Below are 3,700 nucleotides of genomic sequence, written 5' to 3' on the forward strand. Positions count from 1 at the left end.
CTACGACGTTGTCTTTGAACTCCTGCGAATATCGCATGTTTTGCCACTCCATGAAAGGTTGAAGGGGTGGCGAAAGTTAGTATGACATCTAATGATTCACGTATAATCGATGAACTGGTTGCGGGTTCTTTAATTCTTTATCCGCGGTATTGGGATTGGCAGACATCACAATTCTGTCGGCCGGAAGATGTTTGCAGTCGTCTAATGAATAAAGAACAGATGGATGTTTCCCTGTGGATTAAGTTTTGCAGAACTGGTCGCAATTTTTTAAATCTTTGGCTGAGAAAATGATGAACCAAACCTTTTTAAGGACAACGCAGATTGTATTCGGCGCGTGTGCGTTGTTGACTCTCGCCGGTTGCTCATCCACGCCGCGCGGTTTGCAGCATGTACCGACTCAGCCTGCAGTTGTTGTCGATCCTTCTCAAACCGAAAACGAGCGGAGTTTTGCGGCATCGGCTGCGAAGCTTGAAGTGGGCGGTGGTGCCGCGGTCATTCAAGCGACGCCGATCGGACTTGCACAGGCGATCGCAGTAGCAACGTACAAGAATGCGCTTGGCGAAGATTGCAAGCGTATTGAGGTGCGCAACAAGGATGCGTCCTCTGTGTGTGGCGTTTGCCTTGGTAAAGACGGTATCTGGCGTGTCGTGCCGCGAAACTTCTAAACGAGACGAGGTGAAATGACTTCGCCCGTTATTCAGAGCGGCTTGGTGGTGCAAGGGCGTGTGCTTGGCGCACTCATGCTTCGTGAAATCCACACCATCAACGGCAACAGCAAGCTTGGCTACCTCTGGGTATTGATCCAGAGCGTCTTCGGCATTGCCGTTTTCTGGGCGCTGCGTACGTACATGGGTGCACATGCGCCTGGCGGTATGAGCATGGCGCTTTTTCTGGCGATCGGATTCGGACTGTGGAGTATTTTTTCAGATGGCATCACCAAGACAATGGCTGCGGTTGATGCAAACAGAGCACTTCTGACTTTCCCGCAGGTCACGGAATTCGATGTCATGTTTGCGCGAGTTATTGTGATCACGGCGACCCAGGTTGTGACGACGATTCTTATTGTTGCCGCGAGCATCCTGTTGGGGGCGGCCTTTCGTCCCAACGGAATTGTCACCGGGCTTGTTGTTTTGATCTGTTCGCCGCTTTGTGCGTTGGGTATTGGTATGGTTTGCGGGTCACTGGCGGTCTTTGTACCGGTCATCAGCAAACTTGTTCCCATGGTGCTCAGAGTAGCTTTTTTTCTTTCTGGAGTCTTTTTTTCCGTCAGTGCTTTCAAGCAGGATCTGGCGAATTTCATGCTCCTCAATCCGATTTTGCAGGCTGTTGAGCTCATGCGAATGAGCCTACACGATGCATATGTCGTGGAGGGTTTGAGCGTTACTTATCTCGTCTGCTTTACGCTGACATCGCTTGTCGTTGGTGGCTTCCTCGAGAGATACGCTCGATCTAGGAGGAAAGATCAATGATCGAGCTTCAGCATGTCTTTAAGTCGTATCCGCTCAAGGAAGGCAAGCACGTTGTTTTAAACGATGTCAACCTTCGAATTGAAGAAGGTCGGAACCTTGCTATTTTGGGTTTAAATGGTGCAGGTAAGTCAACACTTATCCGAATCATCGGAGGTGCGGAACCCCCTGACAGCGGGAGAGTTATTCGTACATCGCGTGTTTCGTGGCCGATTGGGTTTTCGGGTGGGTTTCACGGATCTCTGACCGGTAGGGAAAATCTGCGCTTTGTTTCGAGGATTTACGGTGCTGATATCAAAAAGGTGACAGCTTATGTCGAGGATTTCGCTGAGCTGGGTCCCTATCTGGATATGCCGATCAAGACGTATTCGTCAGGCATGAAAAGTAAACTCGCATTTGGCTTATCAATGGCGATCAGTTTTGATTTCTACCTGATAGACGAAGCTTTTTCGGTCGGCGATGCGGCTTTTAGGGCAAAAGCAAACAGAGCACTTAAAGAACGGACGGCTCAGGCGACTCTCATTTTTGTTTCGCACAATACAGCAGCAGTTCGGCAAGCTTGTGTTTGCGGAGCTGTTCTAAGTGCCGGAACGCTTGTCTACTACCCGGTTCTTGAAGACGCAATCAAACACTATTCGGAAATTTGTGATGCCAAACGAAGTTAACCCTAACCAGGCGACACCTGATCAAAAATCCGGGACTGTTGCACAGACGTCAGCTTCAACAACAGCCAAGCCTGCTCAGCCGACTCAAGCTGCTCAGAGTACAAAGCCCGTTGAGTCGACTAAACAGGTTCAGGGGGTTAAGCCCGTTCAGCCTGTGCAGGCAGTGAAAGCAGTGTTGTCTCCGCAATCTCCTCAGACTTCAAAGCCGACTCAGACGGGTGAAGTGGTTCCACAGGTACAGGTTTCAAAACCAGGTCGACCGTCCCAGTCATCGCAGCCTGCGAGTCCAGTTCAAACCGCGACGCAGGGACAAACCGCGGCGACAGCGAAGCATGAGAACGAGATGAAAGCTACATACTGGGCTAAAGCTACGCCTGTTCAGCGCGAACTGGTCTTGTTCGTTTTGTTGCCGACGTTGCTGGTGTTTGTCTACACGGCTTTTCTTTGGTCTCCGATGTATGTTTCAGAGACTAAGTTTGCCGTTCGTTCCGGGACAGAACAGTCGTACGGTGTTGATATTGCAACCCAGCTTTTGAAGACTTCCAATTCCTCCACTCAGGATGCCCAGGTGGTAGAGGCGTATATCCGCTCGCCCGACATTTTTGAAGCGCTCGATAAGGAGCTCAAGATCATTGATCACTACTCGAGCTCGGAGTGGGATTGGCTCAGCCGTTTGACATCTTCTCCTACGCTTTGGGACAAGCAGACTTTCTGGAATTGGGTTTCCAAGCCCATTGTCAATCCGGACAACGGTATCGTCACCTATACGGTTCGTGCGTATGACCCCGCTATGGCGCAGGCTATTTCTCAAGCGGTTCTTAAGCGAAGCGAAGCGCTTGTGAACGAAATGAACGAACGAGCCCGCAAAGATACGCTGGCACTTTCTGAAAAAGAAGTCGAAATCGCCAAGGATCGTGTAGCGAAAGCACAGCAGGCGCTTGAGGAATTCCGCAACCAGCACCGCGATCTTGATCCGCAGGCGACTGCCACCGGTTTGCAGACGATCGTTTTCGAACTTGAAGGTGAACGCGCGAAACTGCGCGCAGAGATCGAAGAAGCCCAGTCTTATATGAAGGCCTCGGCGCCTCAGCTTAAAAACATGCAGAGTCGCTTGGCTGCCCTCGAAAAGCAACTTGCCTCTGAGAAGGCGCGTCTTGTTAATCAGGAAGGGAAGGATGCTCTGAACTCCTGGGTTTCGGGCTACGAAACTCTGATGATTGAGAGTGAATTCGCAAAGAAGCAACTCACCACTGCCATGACGGCTATGGAAACAGCGCGTGCGTCCTTGCTTTCTAAGACTCGCTACATTGTTCCGATTGAACAGCCGACGCTTCCAGACGAATCGCGGTATCCAAATCCATGGATTTTTACGATTTGCACGTTCTTGGGGCTACTTTTACTTTATGGACTGATTCGTTTGATCGTCGCTTCGGTTCGTGAGCACGCTGGCTTCTGATTTTTGAATTAATAGAAATGAGGATTTCAACAAGATGAAAACGGTTCTCAACGCGGCGGTGACGGCGGCGCTTGCCGTCCTCGTCTCGCAGAGCGCGGTTGCGGCCGATGCAG

General features: G+C 50.7%; 4 protein-coding genes. All 4 read left to right on the top strand.

Annotation, left to right across the window (positions count from 1 at the left end):
• Nucleotides 1-245: 245 nt before the first annotated feature.
• Genes GBM95_RS11260 through GBM95_RS11275 form a run of 4 tightly spaced genes read left to right on the top strand, consistent with a single transcriptional unit; the run spans nt 246 to nt 3,587 of the window.
• Entirely contained in the window at nt 246-665 is a 420-nt protein-coding gene (locus GBM95_RS11260) for a DVU3141 family protein (protein ID WP_152159183.1), read from the top strand.
• 15 nt (nt 666-680) lie between these two features.
• Nucleotides 681-1,469, top strand: coding sequence for an ABC transporter permease (locus tag GBM95_RS11265; protein ID WP_152159184.1), 789 nt, complete (start codon nt 681-683; stop codon nt 1,467-1,469).
• Entirely contained in the window at nt 1,466-2,131 is a 666-nt protein-coding gene (locus GBM95_RS11270; protein ID WP_152159185.1) for an ABC transporter ATP-binding protein, read from the top strand. Before GBM95_RS11265 ends, GBM95_RS11270 begins: the two co-directional genes overlap by 4 nt.
• Nucleotides 2,115-3,587, top strand: a complete 1,473-nt coding sequence (locus tag GBM95_RS11275) for a capsule biosynthesis protein (RefSeq protein WP_152159186.1) — start codon at nt 2,115-2,117, stop codon at nt 3,585-3,587. Before GBM95_RS11270 ends, GBM95_RS11275 begins: the two co-directional genes overlap by 17 nt.
• Nucleotides 3,588-3,700: the final 113 nt, after the last annotated feature.

The organism is Sutterella seckii, from assembly GCF_009183815.1.
GTDB lineage: Bacteria > Pseudomonadota > Gammaproteobacteria > Burkholderiales > Burkholderiaceae_F > Sutterella > Sutterella seckii.

Excerpts from the sequence above, each read along its gene's own strand:
- GBM95_RS11270 (WP_152159185.1), top strand. The coding sequence starts at position 1,466 with ATGATCGAGCTTCAGCATGTCTTTAAGTCGTATCCGCTCAAGGAAGGC.
- GBM95_RS11275 (WP_152159186.1), top strand. The coding sequence starts at position 2,115 with ATGCCAAACGAAGTTAACCCTAACCAGGCGACACCTGATCAAAAATCC.
- GBM95_RS11265 (WP_152159184.1), top strand. The coding sequence starts at position 681 with ATGACTTCGCCCGTTATTCAGAGCGGCTTGGTGGTGCAAGGGCGTGTG.